Origin of the sequence: Sphingobacterium sp. UBA1897 (genome assembly GCF_002337775.1) — a bacterium.
GTDB classification, from domain to species: domain Bacteria; phylum Bacteroidota; class Bacteroidia; order Sphingobacteriales; family Sphingobacteriaceae; genus Sphingobacterium; species Sphingobacterium siyangense.
Map to the genome: position 1 here is coordinate 122,004 of NZ_DDGR01000004.1, position 17,203 is coordinate 139,206.

The 17,203-nt window shown below is 38.7% G+C and carries 13 protein-coding genes and 3 tRNA genes; 9 read left to right on the plus strand and 7 right to left on the minus strand.

The genetic code is table 11. The features are described 5' to 3' along the window. Positions 1-253: 253 nt before the first annotated feature. The 3 genes from B4N43_RS03295 (at position 254) to B4N43_RS03305 (ending at position 4,191) form a co-directional block, all read left to right on the plus strand. The gene (locus B4N43_RS03295; protein WP_120333411.1) at positions 254-1,870 is read left to right on the plus strand and encodes a sensor histidine kinase; all 1,617 of its coding nucleotides are present in this window, start codon (positions 254-256) and stop codon (positions 1,868-1,870) included. Between the two features lies 1 nt (position 1,871). Further along, positions 1,872-2,621, plus strand: a complete 750-nt coding sequence (locus tag B4N43_RS03300; RefSeq protein WP_286732750.1) for a LytR/AlgR family response regulator transcription factor — start codon at positions 1,872-1,874, stop codon at positions 2,619-2,621. A 217-nt stretch (positions 2,622-2,838) separates the two neighbouring features. Next, positions 2,839-4,191, plus strand: a complete 1,353-nt coding sequence (locus B4N43_RS03305; protein WP_286732752.1) for an AcvB/VirJ family lysyl-phosphatidylglycerol hydrolase — start codon at positions 2,839-2,841, stop codon at positions 4,189-4,191. A 538-nt stretch (positions 4,192-4,729) separates the two neighbouring features. Here B4N43_RS03305 and B4N43_RS03310 read toward each other — a convergent pair. Beyond that, positions 4,730-4,802 (minus strand) — tRNA-Lys (locus B4N43_RS03310). Between the two features lie 267 nt (positions 4,803-5,069). Further along, positions 5,070-6,023: an acetyl-CoA carboxylase carboxyltransferase subunit alpha gene (locus B4N43_RS03315; protein WP_046671762.1), complete on the minus strand. Its 954-nt coding sequence runs from the start codon at positions 6,021-6,023 to the stop codon at positions 5,070-5,072. Positions 6,024-6,183: 160 nt separating this feature from the next. Here B4N43_RS03315 and B4N43_RS03320 point away from each other — a divergent pair, with 160 nt between their 5' ends. The 3 genes from B4N43_RS03320 to chrA all read left to right on the plus strand — a co-directional run bounded on the left by B4N43_RS03320 (position 6,184) and on the right by chrA (position 10,521). Then, positions 6,184-8,370 carry a glucoamylase family protein gene (locus B4N43_RS03320; protein WP_286732755.1) on the plus strand — a complete coding sequence of 729 codons (2,187 nt, stop codon included), beginning with the start codon at positions 6,184-6,186 and terminating at the stop codon, positions 8,368-8,370. 97 nt (positions 8,371-8,467) lie between these two features. Next, on the plus strand, positions 8,468-8,989 hold the full coding sequence (locus B4N43_RS03325) for an OmpA family protein (RefSeq protein WP_075994015.1): 522 nt from the start codon (positions 8,468-8,470) through the stop codon (positions 8,987-8,989). A gap of 203 nt (positions 8,990-9,192) precedes the next feature. Further along, positions 9,193-10,521, plus strand: a complete 1,329-nt coding sequence (gene chrA / locus B4N43_RS03330; protein WP_286732756.1) for a chromate efflux transporter — start codon at positions 9,193-9,195, stop codon at positions 10,519-10,521. Between the two features lie 138 nt (positions 10,522-10,659). On the opposite strand, the gene B4N43_RS03335 is transcribed toward chrA, so the two are convergent. From B4N43_RS03335 to B4N43_RS03345, 3 genes are all read right to left on the minus strand, one after another. Then, positions 10,660-10,744 (minus strand) — tRNA-Leu (locus B4N43_RS03335). A 5-nt stretch (positions 10,745-10,749) separates the two neighbouring features. Further along, positions 10,750-10,822: transfer RNA gene (locus B4N43_RS03340), tRNA-Gly, on the minus strand. Between the two features lie 112 nt (positions 10,823-10,934). Next, entirely contained in the window at positions 10,935-11,423 is a 489-nt protein-coding gene (locus tag B4N43_RS03345) for a regulatory protein RecX (protein WP_286732758.1), read from the minus strand. Between the two features lie 77 nt (positions 11,424-11,500). Here B4N43_RS03345 and B4N43_RS03350 point away from each other — a divergent pair, with 77 nt between their 5' ends. Both B4N43_RS03350 and B4N43_RS03355 read left to right on the plus strand, forming a co-directional pair. After that, positions 11,501-13,942, plus strand: a complete 2,442-nt coding sequence (locus B4N43_RS03350) for a bifunctional UDP-N-acetylmuramoyl-tripeptide:D-alanyl-D-alanine ligase/alanine racemase (protein ID WP_286732760.1) — start codon at positions 11,501-11,503, stop codon at positions 13,940-13,942. A 44-nt stretch (positions 13,943-13,986) separates the two neighbouring features. Beyond that, positions 13,987-14,586: a DUF502 domain-containing protein gene (locus B4N43_RS03355; RefSeq protein WP_088162794.1), complete on the plus strand. Its 600-nt coding sequence runs from the start codon at positions 13,987-13,989 to the stop codon at positions 14,584-14,586. A gap of 138 nt (positions 14,587-14,724) precedes the next feature. Here the strand turns inward: B4N43_RS03355 and B4N43_RS03360 are convergent, their stop codons facing one another. Beyond that, a complete protein-coding gene (locus B4N43_RS03360) occupies positions 14,725-15,627 on the minus strand; it encodes a pirin family protein (RefSeq protein WP_088162793.1) in 903 nt (300 codons plus the stop codon). A 45-nt stretch (positions 15,628-15,672) separates the two neighbouring features. On the opposite strand from B4N43_RS03360, the gene B4N43_RS03365 reads away from it, so the two are divergent. After that, on the plus strand, positions 15,673-16,272 hold the full coding sequence (locus B4N43_RS03365; RefSeq protein WP_286732762.1) for a hypothetical protein: 600 nt from the start codon (positions 15,673-15,675) through the stop codon (positions 16,270-16,272). On the opposite strand, the gene B4N43_RS03370 is transcribed toward B4N43_RS03365, so the two are convergent. Beyond that, positions 16,269-17,051, minus strand: a complete 783-nt coding sequence (locus B4N43_RS03370) for a Cof-type HAD-IIB family hydrolase (RefSeq protein WP_088162791.1) — start codon at positions 17,049-17,051, stop codon at positions 16,269-16,271. The two genes, B4N43_RS03365 and B4N43_RS03370, sit on opposite strands and share 4 nt — an antisense overlap. Positions 17,052-17,203: the final 152 nt, after the last annotated feature.

Genomic DNA, 17,203 nt, shown 5'->3' on the forward strand with positions numbered 1-17,203 from the left:
ACAGCTAATCGAAAGATTGGCTGTTCTTGTGTTGACCGGAACGAAATTCGAATCTTTAAAAAAAACCATATAAATTTTTTACTCACTATGGACTAATGCTGTGTGTGATTTAATGATTAAAAGCAACTTTTTTGACAACATTCAAATACTGTGCAAAATTATACATTTACTAATTCAAACACTGCCTTTGCTATTTGATGGTTTTAGTTTTGCTATCATTGTGGCAAGTTTGATGAAAATTAAACCAGACAAAATGAAAAAGATAATCCTTGCATTGCTAAACGTCGTTATTATGCTATCCGCTGCAGATGCACAAAATGGTATTAACTTGTATCACTCATACGCTGCTGGCGGAAGATTAGCCATGTGTGTTGATAGTGCAGCCAAAAATGTTTATTATGAAAATATATTTCCAAATCAACCTCAGACCTTCTTTAATTATTTACCGGAAGTCAACAATGTAAGTGTCCAAATCTATTTTAGAAAGACAGAACGTGTACAGGATTATCGGTATACAATCTTAGCGGATAACAAACCTATAGCGGTAAATAAGTTGATCGACACTGCACGGCTGAAAAATATTGATCGAGGGGACGAGGAAATACGACGCTCTGCTACGCTGGGTACCTTCTCTATAAAAGATAAAATCATTACAATACTCACCTATGACATCCAAAGACCGCAAGATATTTACAAAAATGTGTTTTACGGTAAACCTATTCCGAAAGCGAGAATTAAAACTTTTGCAAAACGCTTCGCTACTAAAGAAGGTGTTGATTACAGCTATATCACAGATCCGAAAGAAAGAACAAGCATTATTTTTACCCGCAAGGACGATGAATTAACGATCGTAAAAGACAGGTCGGATATTGATTATCTCTACTATACCTCCATAAAAGATAAACAAACAAATAAGATCATCTTCGAATCAACAGCTTGGCAATATGGGGGCTACCTTGATGAAGCCTATAAACTTTCACCTTATATAAAGATTGATAAAAGCATTTTCAAAAAATCGGGAGATTATGAAATTATCATTCAGCCATTGATCAAATGGGATAGATACTCGGATTTTGATATTTCATCAGAAGAAATAGAAAAATATGTGACCCGGCATACGCTTTCTATAACGATAGATGAAGAAAGTTATACCAAATTAGAGCTTTTTACTTATGCGGCAATTGTAACATTTTCCATTGGATTCGTGTTTCTTGTTATCCTCTATCTCACCAAAAAAAGTAACAAAAAAAAGCTGGCAGAAAAGGAGCAGGAAGGAAGCATGATAAAGCTACAGCTTAACTCCATTCGTTCCCAATTAAATCCTCATTTTTTGTTTAATGCACTTTCTGGTATCCAAAATCTGATAAACAAGAATGAAATAGACAGTGCGAATAAATACCTTTCTAAATTTGCTCGCTTAACGCGTAACGTGCTTAAGGATAATGAGCGGATTAGTTTATTACAAGAAAAATCTCTATTGGATGATTACCTACAAATGGAGCAATTGCGATTTGGCTTTCAGTACACCATCAATCATTCTGGAGACTTAGATTTGGCAAACATAGAAATACCAAGCATGTTACTGCAGCCTTTTGTAGAAAATGCAGTGAAACATGGGATGGAACAAAAAACTACTGCAGGCAAAATTATGATTGAATTTATGAAGCAAGCAGATAACTTGGTCCTAACCGTTACCGATAATGGAACTGGATTTGACACGGAAAGAAAGTACACTGGTTTGGGCCTTCAATTAAGTGACAGTAGAATAGCACTTTTAAATAGAGTTTATAAAGAAAATCGTTTTATCTTAGTTATACAATCAAGCATTAATGGCACTAAAATATGTTTAACATTAACGGATTGGCTATAATATGATGAGAGCAGTTTTAGTAGACGACGAAATCTCCAATTTAGAAAACCTACAGGCTTTGCTAGAAAAACACTGTCCGCAGGTAAGTGTAGTTGCGATGGCGCAAAGCGTGGGAGATGCTGTTGATGTTATTGGAAAATATTTGCCTAATCTAGTGTTTCTTGATATTCAAATGGGCGATAAGACAGGCTTTGATCTGTTAAAACTGCTGCCATGGCGTGATTTTGAAGTTGTTTTTGTTACCGCTTACGACCAATATGGAATACAAGCTGTAAAATTTGCGGCATTAGATTATCTTTTAAAACCTATAGATATTGAAGAATTAATGGAGGCGGTAAATAAAGCTGAATATAAATTGGCTATGCAGAAACAAAATTCACAGCTCGAATTTTTACTACAGCAACTAAAGAAACCAGAAAAGAACGTTGGCAAGATTGCCCTACAGATGCAAAGCGAAATCAGGTATGTTACTTTATCCGAAATCATACGTTGTGAAGCAGATAATACTTACACGCACTTTATCCTTGCGAATGGTGAAAAAATTTTGGTTTCTAAATCGCTTAAAGAATATGCGGATCTACTGCATCCCAACGGATTTGTAAGAACTCATCAAAGCCATCTGGTAAATCCAAAATACGTGAAAAGCTGGTTAAAAGAAGACGGTGGTATTTTACTCTTAATGTCTGGTGAAAAAATACCTATTTCTAAGCCCAACAGAGACATGGTGAAACAAGCCTTGCAGCAGCTCTAATCTAGTCTATTGTAATCCCCGCTTTATCTTCTGATCGCCTGGATGATCTAGGTTGGTGCTATGTGCTCAGATAGCTCTTAAGGTAAAATACCGTAGAAATATCTTTCATAATCCATTCGCATTTTATTAAATTACATTAGTAAATATTAACCGCTATCGAAGGATTGCCATGGATCAAACCGCTAAAAGATCATCTCTTATTTTATATTTCTTTATCATGTTGTTTTCGCAATGTGCCATCGCCCAACAGACTTTCTCCTATGGAAGTTTCGGCAAGCTGAGCATGTACGCCCCGAAAGGTAAACCAAATGCCTTGGTGTTATTTGTTTCTGGAGATGGAGGTTGGCAGTTTGGGGTAATTAATATGGCTAAATTTCTAGCTGCACAGGGGGCGCTCGTCGCGGGTATCGACGCGAAGCATTTTGCTACTTCAATGGCACGTTCAAAAAAGGATTGTTATTATCCTGCTGCAGATTTCGAGCAGCTCAGCATGGCCCTCCAAAAGAAATATCAGTTTGAAAGCTATCAGAAACCCATATTGGTAGGTTACTCCTATGGGGCAACCCTGATCTATGGCTTGATTGCCCAGGCTCCGGCAGGTACTTTTCGTGGCGGGATTGCCTTAGGCTTCTGTCCAGATATCAATATGGCTAAACCACTCTGTAAGGGCAGTGGATTATCTTCCCATATCTTAAAGCCAGGAAAAAGTTATTATCTGGATCGTAGCGAAAAGTTGGCCGCTCCGTTTTGGGTACTTAATGGTGTAAAAGATCATACCTGCCCCTTTAACGCAACAGCAGATTTTCTTAAAGGGATAGAAAATGTCCAATTGGTCAGCTTGCCCAAAGTAGGGCATGGTTTCTCCATTGCCGATAATTGGCTGCCCCAGTTCGGGATGGCTTTTCAGAAGTTGCAGGTGGCGGGCCAGCCTAGCCAAAATACAGGCGTACTCAAAACGGATATGCCCATTGAGATACTGGAACCCAAGGGCTCTACAAGAGAATTGATGTTTATGATTTCTGGCGATGGTGGTTGGACCAGTTTCGACAGGGAGCTGGCCAGTGCTTTTGCGACAAAGGGGATCAAAGTGATTGGCTTGGATGCACAGAAATATTTTTGGAATGCAAAGACACCAGAACAGACGACAAAGGAAGTGTCCGAGATCTTGACCTATTTTCAGGAAAGGGAACCTAATATCACTTTTTCGATAATGGGTTATTCTTTTGGGGCCTGTGTGATACCCTTTATCGCCAACCGCCTTCCCGAGAAGTTGAGAAAAGCAACCAATGGATTGGTTTTGTTATCGCCAGATGATCAGGCCGATTTTGAGATCCATGTGGCGGACATGCTAAGTTTAGGTGATCGTAGCGAACCTTATGATGTAGTTGCGGAGTTGAAAAAAGTAAGTCTACACAAACTGTGTATTTTTGGTTTCGGGGAAGATAGCGAGATTGCAGCGAAGTTTAGAAATACAGGAGCACCTGTAGAAATTTTGCCTGGAGGTCACCATTTTGATAATGATTACGAAGCCATTGTGGCTAAGGTGATCAGCTCCATAGCGATCAAATAACCAAGTTTAATCATATACCTAGCCTAATGATGAAACATTCACTTCAGGCTAATGATTATTATTTCAAGGAAATTTTGGCTTTTCTATTCTTTTACTAATGGTATCTTCTTGGAGGGCTTGCCGTGCTAGAGGTCTCGCTGATCGATGTATTGAGGTCTTTTTGTATGTGCAATATTGATTCGATCACTGTGATGGTGCTTTACCCGGCCCATTTCTGAGCCTTGAGAAGATCAATTTTTAGACAGTAATTAGTCAGTCATTATTCAGTTTATACTGAACTATCATTGAGCCACTGAACTAGAACTGAACAAACACTGTAATAAGCCCACTTTCGTCCCTATTTGATCCTAATTTGTTGCAGCTAAAAATTAAAAAAGAAAAGGACTACGCTTAGATGACAAAACGATCGTTATTGTGGGGTAATAGAACATTTTGAGATGTAGATTAACATGTTCCGATCAAACCCTGTTTACACTTCTTTCGGGTTCAAATACCGATAAAGCAAAAAAAGCTAATCGTAAGATTAGCTTTTCTTTTGTGATCCCGCTGGGATTCGAACCCAGGACCCATACATTAAAAGTGTATTGCTCTACCAGCTGAGCTACGGAATCCTTTCTGTTTTTGAAAGTGATGCAAAGGTAGAAAAATAAGTTATTTGTGCAAAATGTTTTTGTCTTTTTTATTGATTAAAGTTGTAACTATTTAAAAATTACTGAATTATTTTTTGTTAAAAAAGCCTTTTAGGAAACTTGCGGATAGGATTGGTTCGTATGGAGGCTTTTTTTGGGAACGAGGATACGTATTTTTGATGTAGAGTAGCCATAAAAAAAGTCAGCTAATTGCTGACTTTTTTATTTTTTAGGGTTGTGTTGATAACATTATTCAGTTACCACTCCCATTTTACTAAACTTATCAATTCTTTCAGTAACTAATGTATCGCTATCTTTAGCTGTCAATTCAGCAAGATCTTTCAACAGCTGGCTTTTTAGATTAGCCGCTGCTGCCGCAGGATCTTGGTGAGCACCACCTAGCGGTTCAGGGATAATACCATCAATCAAGCCGTTGCCCAACATGTCTTCTGAAGTCAATTTTAATGCCTCAGCGGCTTTTTCTTTATGATCCCAGCTTCTCCATAGGATAGAAGAACAAGATTCAGGTGATATGACCGAATACCAGGTATGTTCCATCATGTAAACCCTGTTTCCAACGCCGATACCCAAAGCTCCACCTGAAGCTCCCTCACCAATAACAACGCAAATGATCGGAACTTTCAATACAGCCATCTCCATGAGGTTACGTGCAATCGCTTCACCCTGTCCGCGTTCTTCAGCTTCAAGTCCTGGATAAGCACCCATCGTATCAATTAACGTGATCACAGGTTTATTGAACTTTTCAGCCATTTTCATTAAACGTAGGGCCTTTCGGTAGCCTTCAGGATTGGCCATTCCAAAGTTGTGGTATTGACGCTCTTTGGTGTTTTTACCTTTTTGATGACCGATGATCATAACGGCATTACCATCAATAGAAGCCATACCACCGACGATCGCTTTATCATCCTTAACGGTTCTATCACCATGCAATTCGATAAATTCGTCGCAGATCGCTTCTATATAATCATAAGTTTGAGGGCGATCCGGATGGCGTGACATTTGAACGTTCTGCCAGCCTGTTAAATTGCCGTATATTTCTTTTTCAGTAGAAGCAAGCTTTTCTTCAAGCTCACGAACGGTTGCGCTCATGTCAACTTGAGTTTTTTCGGCAACTTGAGTTACCTTTTCAATTTGCAATTGCAAGTCTGCAATTGGCTTTTCAAAATCAAACGTGGTTTTCATATATCTATTTTATGAAAATATTCAGAGGGCTAATTTAGCGCATTTTTTCTGAAATTAAAATTAGGGAGGATAATATCATTGGAATTCCTTTGTTACATTTGCGTTATAATCGTACTGGTGGCTTAGTTTTTGATTGTAGGCCTGTGAAAAATGTTGACTTATGCTGAAAAAATATTTTTACTTTCTTTTGTTACTGATCTTACCTACACTTGTTCGATCAGAAAGTTATCCTGAGGTTTTATTTGACAATAGTGTTATCAACGGGAGTTATGCGAAGAGTATCGCTCATTATACTGGTGAATCATGGATCCAAAATGTGAGCTATAGCCTACCGGTTTCCGATAGTTTGTTTTTTACGCCAGGCAATTCACTTTCTTTGCGGTACGTTTCTTCTCCTAATGGTAAATGGGAGGCAAGTATTTTAAACGATAAACAGAAATTTCCCTATTTAATTGCCAAGGATGATCAGCTAACTTTTAAGCTTTTTATTCAAAGCAATACTGAAAAGGGACAATTGCCAAAAGTCACCTTGCAGCAAAATGATACAAGGACAAATGCTGTGGATATCGCAAATTATATCGATGATTTTGCTTATGATACTTGGCTTAATGTTTCCATTCCAGTTGCTAAATTTGTAGGGATTTCATTAGGGAAGCCTGTTTCGGCTTTAATTTTGGAACAGAATGGAACTTCACTGCAGACAAATCAACTATTTATCGATCAAATAGAGTTTTTGCCCAAAAACTATCCAAAGGTAAGACTGTCATCAGCAGCTATCTTATCTAAGATCAGTTCCGTGGATAAACAAGTCGAGTTGGTCTGGCAATTGCCGTTAACACCAAGTATTCGCTATGTGAAAATCTACCGTTCGGAAGATAAACTCAATTTTCAGCCGATCGCAATTTTACCCATCTATGTACAGAAGTCGCTAGATAGGGTAAATGAATATAACAAATCTTATTATTATAAGATCGCTTGGGTAGACTATAATTATGTTGAATCTCCTTTTTCTGAGGTTAGGGAGGTACAGACAAAAAAAGGTACGGATACGGAGATGTTAAATTTTATCCGGAATGCTCATGTGAATTATTTTATAGACAACTATGATGTGAATAGTGGTATGTTTCTGCCTGATCGAGGCAATAGACAGGCTATTGTATCTACAAATGAAACTGGCTATGCGATCTTAGGATTACTTGTGGCAGGAGAGAACAACTTGATCTCGCGACAAGCTCTTTTGGTCAGATTCACACGGATTGTGAAATTTTTGAGCAGTGCGCAACAACATCAAGGGGTCTTTACGGCGCTTTACGATGGCCGGTCGGGGGTGCCTTTTTATCGCGATTCAATTCCAACGTACGATTTGCGCGGAACCTCCCATATCATGGAGTCGCTTTTAATCGCCCGCCAATATTTTTCTAAAGAAGATCCCGAGGAACAGACGTTGAGAAATAATATTACGAAGCTCTGGGAACGCATAAATTGGAACTATTTTACCGACGCACAGAATCCTGATGTACTCTGGAATAAGTGGTCGCCTGTAGACAGTACAGCTAGATCGAGGCCTTTGGGGGGATTTAACGAGAGTTTGGGTACCTATTTACTAGCGATGTCTTCACCTACCCACCCTTTAGCTATTTCAGCTTATATCAATGGATTTGCAACCAAACATCAAGGCAACGAATTGTATTTTGGGGATGACTCCAGTGATTTGGCTCCTGAACTCAAAATGAAATTAAATGATTCTTTGGCGCTTTCAATAAGTGCAAACCCTTTAATTGGCGATAGGGGAAATGCCGGAATTTCGATCTACTCCGACGACAAAGTTATTTTTGCCAAGAGTATTGCAGGCGGCAGTTTAAATGAATCATTGATGTCTGTCTATCGTCCCTTTTTGATTATGGATCCTAAAGGGAAAGTAGATGACTTTGTAGATTACAAGAAATATTTATCGAGTTATATTCTCGCCTATAAACGGAGAGATAATGAAATGAGTATAGGAACGCGATTTACAGATATTTGGGGAGTGGAAAATGTGGAAGATACCTATCAGGGATATTTGGTGAATCCTGCAATAGCTATTGCAGCTTACCCATTTGAAAAGGAGATTGGTCTAAAAGCATTACGTAAATTTTACGAAGAATACGCTGATGTGTTATTTACACAATATGGTTTCAGAAGCTGGATTGATATTAAAAACAACGATGTTTCTGAAAGTTATCGTGCGAGGAATCAGGCAACGATTGCCGTGATGATCGAGAATGCAAATTCAGGCATGATTTGGAAATTGTATGAGAATATTCCTGAGGTAAAAAAGACTTTAGAAAAAGTATATACCAAGAAATAGATTTGTTACGTTAGATATGACGTAGAAGGGATGTCATATTGGACTTTTTTCGCTATATTTACTTGCTTAAATCGATATTAAATACGTTAGAAACGACATGCTTAGAAAAATTAATTTGGGAATTTTAACCTTATGTGCAAGTTTATCGTTATTTTCCTGTAAACAACAAGCTATTGTAGTCAATCCAGGTGCAGTTGTAACAAAAGATGGAACTGATGATGGTTTGAAAAATGTAAAGAAGGATTTTAATGACGCGAAAAGAACCGATGAAGGGATTAAGTTTAGTATATCGTCTGATTTATTGTTCCCAACAAACTCTTCTTACCTATCTGAGAAGGCAAAAACTGAAGTTAGTAAATTAGCGTTGATCTTGAAAGAAAGTAATAATAAGATCAAAGTTGATGGGTATACTGATGCTACGGGTACTGTTGAGTATAATCAGTGGCTTTCCGATAAAAGAGCGGCGTCTGTTAAGAAGTTCTTGGTAGATTCTGGGGTTGCTGAATCGCGCATCACGGCAAAAGGTTTCGGTCAGTCAAATCCAGTTGGAGATAATAAAAGTCCGGAAGGACGTCAAAAAAATAGAAGAGTGGAAGTTACTATTTTAGATAAAAAATAGTTTATCAGACCAATTCTTAATATAAAAAAAGCGAGATATTTAAGATATCTCGCTTTTTTTATGCAGTTATATGGCGGTTTTACACCGCTGTATATGGTCTCCCGAAACAAGGTGTTTTAAAACAGGAGACATCGGAATGGGGCCTGTTCTGCAGAAATTGTTTTCGATAAAATCCGGGCCTAAGACAAATAGCGTTGAAAAAGATGAATTTAGAGGAAGAAAATAATAGACAGAAGCCAATTTTTCGGGAAGCCATGTGGTTTTGGTTTGAGTTAGGTTGGATAAGTTTTGGTGGAACAACCGGCCATGTGACCATTATGCACGATTTTTTGGTCGAAAAGAAAAGATGGGTAAGTAACAGGAAGTTTTTTCAGGCACTCAATGCATGTATGTTGTTGCCGGGACCGGAAGCGCATCAATTGACGATTTATTTAGGATGGAAGTTGCACGGCATAAAAGGTGCTGTGTTGGCCGGGGTATTTTTTATTGTTCCCTCACTTCTTGTTATATGCGGACTCAGTACACTATATGCGCACTATGGCAACACCGCATTGCTTATTGCTTTATTTTCGGGTTTAAAACCTGCAGTTCTTGCGATCATTATATTTGCAACCTTTCGGGTGGGGCAGAAATCTCTTGTCAGTACATGGCATTATTTGGTAGCATTGGCCGCTTTTCTTCTATCGTATTTTGCTGGGGTTCCAATGCCCTGGATTATTGTGGGTGTGATCGCTGTTGGTCTATTACTATATGCAATCTTGTCAAAAACTTCCAAAATTGATGCTAATCGTGAAAATGAAGATAAGCAGTTCGAATCTACTTATTATGTCAATACGCTCGAAACACTTCCTTCGGTATCCTACCGTCGTATTTCTCTTCAGGTGTTGCTGTTTTTCTTACTATGGTTGATTCCGTTGAGCATTTTGCTGTTTTTTACCATCGACACGGAATTTTGGAAGACACTTTCTTTTTTATTTACAAAGTCTGCGTATTTGACGATTGGAGGTTCTTATACAGTCATTCCCTATGTTGCAGCTCTTGTGACAGAGAAATTGTTTTGGCTTTCGAAGAGCCAGATGATAGATGGATTTGCTCTTGCAGAGACGACCCCGGGGCCTTTAGTGGTTGTTTTGGCCTATGTTGGTTTTATGGCTGGCTTCAATCATTTTCATCAGTCCTATTCCATGGCCGCAATAGGTTTGATCACTACAGCATATTTTACCTTTTTGCCAAACTTTGCCTTGATTTTTGTTGGGGCACCACTGATTGAACGGACCCAAAAAAATACATGTATACAATTTATCCTATCTTTAGTGACTGCATCCGTAGTTGGTGTAATCGTTAATTTAGCCTGTTATTTAGGTATAGGGATTCTATTTCCAAGTGGTGTCAGTTCTTGGTATGCCATTGAGCCGATGGCTCTGGTTTGGGTGCTATTTTCACTTTTTCTTTTATTCAAGTATAAAATAGGCATGTTGAAACTTATATTGTTGAGTTTGGCCTACGGCTTTCTCTTATTTTTATGGCGATAAAATAAAATGTCCATTGGCTGATGAGCTTCGCAAGCAACTTTATTAAAGATTGAAGGGCATTTTGTGAATTTGATAGGGCCATTCGAGGTAATATACGCGCATAAACAAGAAAAGCCCATCGTTAGATGAGCTTTCTTGTACCTAGGGCGGGAATCGAACCCGCACTCCCTTAACGGGAACAGGATTTTAAGTCCTGCGTGTCTACCAGTTCCACCACCTAGGCAGGTGAGCGAAAAACGAGATTCGAACTCGCGACCCCAACCTTGGCAAGGTTGTGCTCTACCAGCTGAGCTATTTTCGCATTGGAATTTTATTTCAATTTTTAAAAGAACCTTGCGTTCCTTTTTGGTGATGCAAATATAGAGCGAAAATTCAATATTGCAAAATATTTATTTACTTTCTTTCTGTGTTTTTTATAACTCCTTTGAATTCAGTGTAGAAAAAATTAAATCACTTTCAAATCCGCGGGATAGTGCAAACTGATAAACTTTGTTTTTAACTGCATAGTGGTTCTTACCACTAATTTCACGGAGTTTTTTGTCAATGATATGATTTAAGATTTGTTCATATTCATCTAGATCGATTTGCTTAAATGCAATTTTTATCAATTGTTCGGATACCCTTTTTGCTTTGAGTGCCTGCTTGATTTTTACTTTACCCCAGCCTTTCATGCGGAGTTTTCCGTTACAGTAGGCAATAGCAAAGCGTTCTTCATTTAAAAAATTATCGCTGATCAAATTGGCCAATACATTTTCGACTTCTACTTCATTCAGTCCCCAGCTGTAGAGCTTATCGCGTACTTCTTGCTGTGCGCGTTCTTGATAGACGCAATAGCTTTCCGCTTTCAACTGCGCCTGATGCTGCGTTAATATCTTCTTGTTTCTTTTTTCTTCGTCAAACATATTGTCAAAATTTCAAAAATAATATGAAATAACTAAAAAAATGTTCAGTTTTGACACAATCAAAATATATCAGGAGAATGTACAAAATATCGGAAATCGCCCAGATTTTACATCCCAATCGCACATTTATCACGGATCCCAATTCTTTTGTCCAGCATTTATTTTATGACAGCCGTAAAATTGCTCAGGCGGACAACGGGATTTTTTTTGCACTTCAGAAGAACAGAGATGGTCATCGGTATATCCGGGAAGCCTACGAAAAAGGAGTTCGTAATTTTGTGCTTCAGGCCGATGAGGGACAGGAAATGGAGCTTTTGGAAGCTAATATTCTTTGGGTAGCGGATAGTTTAGTTGCTATGCAGGAGCTGGCAACTTTTCATCGTCAGAAATTTGATTCTCCTGTCATTGGAATTACTGGGAGCAATGGCAAAACGATTGTAAAAGAGTGGCTTTTCCAGCTTATGTCTCCTGAATATAAGATTTACCGAAGTCCTAAGAGCTATAATTCTCAACTTGGTGTGGCGTTGTCCTTGTGGGGGTTATCCGATCAGTATAATCTTGCGCTAATCGAAGCGGGGATTTCAGAAAAGGGGGAAATGCTGCGCCTTGAGCAGATGATAAAACCAACTATAGGACTATTGACCAACATCGGTGTTGCCCACAAAGCTGGTTTTAAATCTAAGGAGGAAAAGATTTATGAAAAGCTCGAGCTTTTTAAAAATGTTGAAACCATGATTTTTCCAAACAGTTACCTCGAAAATATTCAATTGCCTTATAGGCCACGAAAATTTTCTTGGGGGCTTGATGAGGGCCTTTCTTTGGAAGTGTATTCCATCAAACAGGTTAACGACCGATTTACTATGGTCACGTTCTATTATACCGGTCGCACCTTTGCCGTTGAAGTGCCGTTTGTGGATAAAGGAAATGTTGAGAACGCGATAAATTGTGTAGCGGTGATGCTACGTTTTGGTTATGAAAATGAAGTGATCGCATCGAGGATTAAAGAGTTGCAGCCAGTGGCGATGCGTCTTGAATTAAAAAAAGGAAAAAAGAATAGCTCAATTATCGATGACTCGTATAGTAATGATCTAGATGCGCTGCAGATAGCCCTGGAGTTTTTAAATCAGCAGGGACAGCATCCGTTCAAGATGTTGATATTGTCGGATATCCCTGGTGTCCATATCGAAGATGAAAAAAGTTTGTCCAAGCTGAAACGTTTGCTTCGTGAGTATCGTTTGGATAAATTGATATTGATAGGTGAAGTGTTGCCTAAAGTGGCTGCACAATTTGAAGTGCCTTCTATTTCATATAGCGATACAACTGCTTTCTTGGCCGATATTAGGTCGCTTTCTTTTGAAAATGCCACGGTATTATTGAAAGGAGGACGTGAGTTTCATTTTGAACGTATCAGTCAGCTTTTAGTTGCAAAATCACATGATACCGTGCTTGAAATCAATTTGAATGCACTCGAGAATAATTTGAACGTATATCGACAGCTGCTGCCGAAACAGGTGAAGTTGATGACCATGGTTAAAGCTTTTTCTTATGGTAGTGGAAGCTTCGAGATCGCAAATCTTTTGCAATTCAATCGGGTGGATTATCTGACGGTTGCTTTTGCGGATGAGGGAGTTGATTTGCGTGGTGCGGGCATAAAATTACCTATTGTAGTGATGAGCCCTGATGAAAGTTCTTTTGAGTCCATTGTTCAGTACAACCTTGAACCGGAAATTTATAGCTTTAGAATATTGTTCTCCTTTTTGAATTTTCTGAAAACGAAACAAATAGCTTCTTTTCCGATTCATATTAAGATAGATACAGGTATGCATCGGTTGGGTTTTATGCCTGACGAGGTCGATCGTTTAATAGCTGTGTTACGTACGGAAGCGATTTTAGAGGTTAAATCTGCATTTTCCCACTTAGCGTCTGCAGGTAATGAAAAGGATCGGGAATTTACACAACGACAAATTGATCTGCTGGATGAGTTTACAAAGCGTCTCGAAAGTGGTATAGGATATTCTTTTCTACGTCATATTGCAGCAACATCGGGTATTGAATTGTGGCCGAATGCGTATTTTGATATGGTGAGGTTGGGGATAGGGCTCTATGGTATCGATATTGAGCGTCATGATTTACCCATTAGGGAGGCGAGTACCTTGAAAACGAATGTGACACAAATTAAATACCTCCCAGCAGGTGAAACCGTAGGTTATAATAGGCACGGCGTCCTGTATAGAGACAGTAAGATTGCGACAATTAAAATTGGTTATGCGGACGGTTACGATAGGCGTTTTGGTAACGGTGTCGGTAAAATGTTGATAAACGGTTTTTTAATCCCTACTATAGGTGATATATGTATGGATATGTGTATGTTGGATGTAACGGATGTGGAAGTTGGAGAGGAAGATGAAGTTATCGTTTACCCTGATATAAAGTCAGCGGCGAAGGCTATAGGGACGATTCCCTATGAACTGCTGACGAGTATTTCCCAACGCGTAAAAAGAGTATATTTTTATGAATAATAAAGGATATTCTGCATTTTTGAATAATATTTGATTTTCAATTCATGTTTAGCAAATTAATCAGAGGATTTATTAATTATTTGATACGAGGTGTCCTGGTAGTGGTTCCTCTAGCTGGTGCAATTTTTTTAATAGTTTGGATTGTTGCATCAGTTGATTCGGCATTGAATCTAACTGAACATTTTTTGGAGGATGATAGGGGGCACCCCTTGTATATTCCAGGAATAGGTATTCTGACCGTTATTTTGGTATTGGTTCTGGCGGGGCTTATTTTTACAAATTTTGTGACAGACCCCATTAAAGTGTGGATTAATCATCAGATCCAGCGGATTCCACTTTTAAATACATTATATTCTTCGATTAAAGATTTTACGGAGGCCTTTGTTGGTGATGCAAAGAAATTTAATGAACCTGTCCTGGTGACGGTAAATGAGTTTGGTCTGAAGAAGATAGGTTTCTTAACACAGCATGATTTAAAAAGCATTGGGCTTGAAGAAGAAGTTATGGTGTATTTTCCATATTCCTACTCTTTTGCAGGGCAGGTTGTCATTATCAGTGCAGATAAGGTGAAAAAATTAGATATGTCTCCAACAGATGCCATGAAACTCGTTGTTTCCGGTGGTGTGAGCGGGATAGCCCATTAGTCGGCTTTCATATCGCTTAAGTAAAATGCTGGAAGTCGTTGTCTGATTTCCAGCATTTTTATTTTTGCTTATTCTGTCTTTCTACTTGTGGGACTTTTCCAATTTATACGTCCACGTTGTTATTGGTATAGGACATTGTTATTGATTTTTTTTCTGTCCTAAAGTCGGATTTACTGGTGGAATTGGAATATAGCCGTCATCGCCAGGTACTTTTGGAAATTCATGGTTTTCCCATTTTTCGCGCGCTATTTTTAAAGTTTCAATGTCTGAAGCGACGAAATTCCAGTCGATATATCGTTGTTCAGGAAAAGGTTCACCACCAAAAATGTAAACTGAAGTACCCGCCTTCATTTCGAATTCACATAGTTTTGCATCCTTGGCAACTAAAATCTGTTTTGGACCGAATTCCTGGCCTTCCGCATGAACAGTTCCATGGAGGATATATAATCCACTTTCGCCATATAGGTAATCGCCCAGTTTAATGGTCGCATCTTGTTCTGCTTTGATTTCAATAAGATATAATGGACTATATACCGGAACCTCGGAACGATGGTTTTTAATTTCACCTGCAATTAAACGATAAGATACACCCTCTTCGGTCCAATGTGGAAGCTGTGGTTCTTCTATGTGAACAAAATTAGGTTCCATTTTTTCGAGTTCTTTTGGTAGGGCCACCCAAATCTGCAGCCCATGTAGGTCGTGCGGGGTAGATCTCAGCTGTTCGGGAGTTCTTTCGGAATGTGTGACACCCTTACCTGCCGTCATCCAATTGACTGCTCCAGGTTTGATCTCCACGGCATTTCCTAAGCTGTCACGGTGCATAATGCTACCTTCGAATAGATAAGTCAATGTGGATAACCCGATATGCGGATGTGGAGCAATATCCATAAAGTGCGGTTCGGCAATGTTATCAGGTCCCATATGGTCGATAAAGATAAAAGGGCCGACCATACGTTTCTGCCTGAAAGGAAGAAGTCGCCCAACTAAGAAATTGCCTATGTCAGCGGCTCTTTCTTCAATAACTATTGCAATATTTGACATAATGTTTCCTTATTTTTGTGTTTCTAATCTACAGCAATTTAAGAAATGTCGAGTATAATCAATCGTTTTTTGGGTAAAAAGAGTGTAAGAAATGAAGAGCTTTTAGCACTGGCGGATAGGTTGTCTTTTAGGAACAGTCAGCTGGACAGTTTTTTGATAGGGCATTTTATTCAACGTGACAAAATAGATCCAGTGGACTATTTTGCTTTTCAAGAGCAGTTGCTTAAGCTTCATGTTGACCGATTTGAGGCTATGCAGGCAGAGCTTAACTTGTTGAACCAATATTTGCAGTTGGCCGAGCGTTTTCTTCCAGCAGGTTTTTCAGTCAAATGGGAAAATAAGCTACAGTCTCAGGATGAAATTATGTTGCCGCCGCTTATTCTTTTTCCTGTGGTACAGCATGCTGTTGAAAATGGTTATAATACGATGTCTTCTCATCCAGTTCGGATCCGATTATCGGGCTCATCCAAACTGATTATGCTGGAAGTTAGCTATCGCGTGAACCATTACCTGGAAAGTCAGTTTAGTAGCACATTGATACGTGATTTTCGACAGCGATTGGACTATCTTTTTCCGGAAAAACATAATTTGCTGATGAATAGCAACAGCAATACTTCTCGAATAACTTTAACTATCCAACTTTAGATGATATTGAAGTGTTTTAATGCATTCCAGATACCATTTTCATCAACACTGTCTGTTATGTAATCTGCAATTTCCTTTACCTCGGGATTTGCATTACCCATAGCAATTCCAATATGGGTGTGCGCTAGCATGGTAATATCATTTCCGCCGTCGCCAAATGACATGGTTTCTTCCAAGCTGAAGTTGAAATGATCTAAAAAAACATCTATTCCAATTTTTTTGCTTTGCCCCATCGGATTGACATCAGCAAAAACGGGCGTCCATCTCGAAGCAACTGAATTTGGCATCACATTTTCCATGAACTCAGCTTCTTCTTCAGGATTGATGAAAACATTGACCTGCATAACTGAGTCAAGATCAAAATCCTTTTCGTAATCCCGAACTGGTGGGGTGGGGACATTGACCTGCTGGTACATTTGGAATACCTCAGGTGTAACCTGGTTCAAGGAAATTTCTTTTTCAGACATGAATGAAAAGGTCAGGTCTTCACGCTTTTTAGCATAATCCAATAAGGAGCGAATGTCTTTTTGAGGAATGTTATTTTTATAAATTACGTCCTGTTCCTTCGTGACGCAATACCCGCCATTGAAGGTGATATATCCATCAAAATCGAGGTAACGAATATGCCCCAGCTGATTGTAGGACCTTCCTGTTGAAACAAATACCTTGATGTTTTTTTCTTTTAATAATTGAAATGCTTGTTGAGTAGATTCGGGAACTTGATGTGTTTTGAAACTTAGCAAAGTTCCATCGATGTCAAAAAAGATAGCTTTAATCATGGATTTTTGGGTCAAAATCAAATATACTAAATACTTGGGATAGTGTAACTATTACAATATTAAATTTGAGGTGTTTTATCGCCCATAGGCTTATCTCGTTTTTAATTGTATTGAGGATAAGTATGCCCAAATGGAAAACAGTCGGTCTGTAG

Bases quoted from the DNA above. Each gene is read 5' to 3' on its own strand.
- B4N43_RS03295 (WP_120333411.1), top strand. From the start codon at position 254: ATGAAAAAGATAATCCTTGCATTGCTAAACGTCGTTATTATGCTATCC.
- B4N43_RS03300 (WP_286732750.1), top strand. From the start codon at position 1,872: ATGATGAGAGCAGTTTTAGTAGACGACGAAATCTCCAATTTAGAAAAC.
- B4N43_RS03305 (WP_286732752.1), top strand. From the start codon at position 2,839: ATGTTGTTTTCGCAATGTGCCATCGCCCAACAGACTTTCTCCTATGGA.
- B4N43_RS03315 (WP_046671762.1), bottom strand. From the start codon at position 6,023: ATGAAAACCACGTTTGATTTTGAAAAGCCAATTGCAGACTTGCAATTG.
- B4N43_RS03320 (WP_286732755.1), top strand. From the start codon at position 6,184: ATGCTGAAAAAATATTTTTACTTTCTTTTGTTACTGATCTTACCTACA.
- B4N43_RS03325 (WP_075994015.1), top strand. From the start codon at position 8,468: ATGCTTAGAAAAATTAATTTGGGAATTTTAACCTTATGTGCAAGTTTA.
- chrA (WP_286732756.1), top strand. From the start codon at position 9,193: ATGAATTTAGAGGAAGAAAATAATAGACAGAAGCCAATTTTTCGGGAA.
- B4N43_RS03345 (WP_286732758.1), bottom strand. From the start codon at position 11,423: ATGTTTGACGAAGAAAAAAGAAACAAGAAGATATTAACGCAGCATCAG.
- B4N43_RS03350 (WP_286732760.1), top strand. From the start codon at position 11,501: ATGTACAAAATATCGGAAATCGCCCAGATTTTACATCCCAATCGCACA.
- B4N43_RS03355 (WP_088162794.1), top strand. From the start codon at position 13,987: ATGTTTAGCAAATTAATCAGAGGATTTATTAATTATTTGATACGAGGT.
- B4N43_RS03360 (WP_088162793.1), bottom strand. From the start codon at position 15,627: ATGTCAAATATTGCAATAGTTATTGAAGAAAGAGCCGCTGACATAGGC.
- B4N43_RS03365 (WP_286732762.1), top strand. From the start codon at position 15,673: ATGTCGAGTATAATCAATCGTTTTTTGGGTAAAAAGAGTGTAAGAAAT.
- B4N43_RS03370 (WP_088162791.1), bottom strand. From the start codon at position 17,051: ATGATTAAAGCTATCTTTTTTGACATCGATGGAACTTTGCTAAGTTTC.